Origin of the sequence: Acinetobacter sp. ACZLY 512 (assembly GCF_023614015.1) — a bacterium.
GTDB classification, from domain to species: Bacteria; Pseudomonadota; Gammaproteobacteria; order Pseudomonadales; family Moraxellaceae; genus Acinetobacter; species Acinetobacter soli.
On sequence record NZ_JAKIVI010000030.1, the window covers coordinates 1 to 418 of the forward strand.

Annotated in this window: 1 protein-coding gene; it reads right to left on the reverse strand. The window is 50.2% G+C overall.

The features are described from left to right. On the reverse strand, positions 1 to 418 hold a 418-nt coding region (locus L2096_RS16190), incomplete at both ends, for a thioredoxin family protein (RefSeq protein WP_250365861.1).

Genomic DNA, 418 nt, shown 5'->3' on the forward strand with positions numbered 1-418 from the left:
GTTTTCAATGTCCATGGTGTCCATGACCTGACCGCCAAAGCGCTCTGCGATCATACCGGTACGAATGCCTTTACGTGCGGCATAAATGGCCGAGGTTCCACCCGCAGGGCCAGCACCGACCACCAGCACATCAAAGGCAGCTTTGGCATTGATGGCCGCAGCGTCTTTTTCAGCCGAATTATTGTCGAGTTTAGCTACAATCTCTTCAAGCGTCATGCGTCCCTGACCAATATGCTGACCGTTTTGGAACACCATCGGTACAGCCATGATCTTGCGTTCTTCAACCTCATCCTGGAAGAAGGCACCATCAATCATGGTGGCTGTTGCATTCGGGTTATAAATGGCAATCAGGTTGAGGGCCTGTACCACATCTGGACAGTTATGGCAGCTTAACGACACAAATACATCAAAATGATCG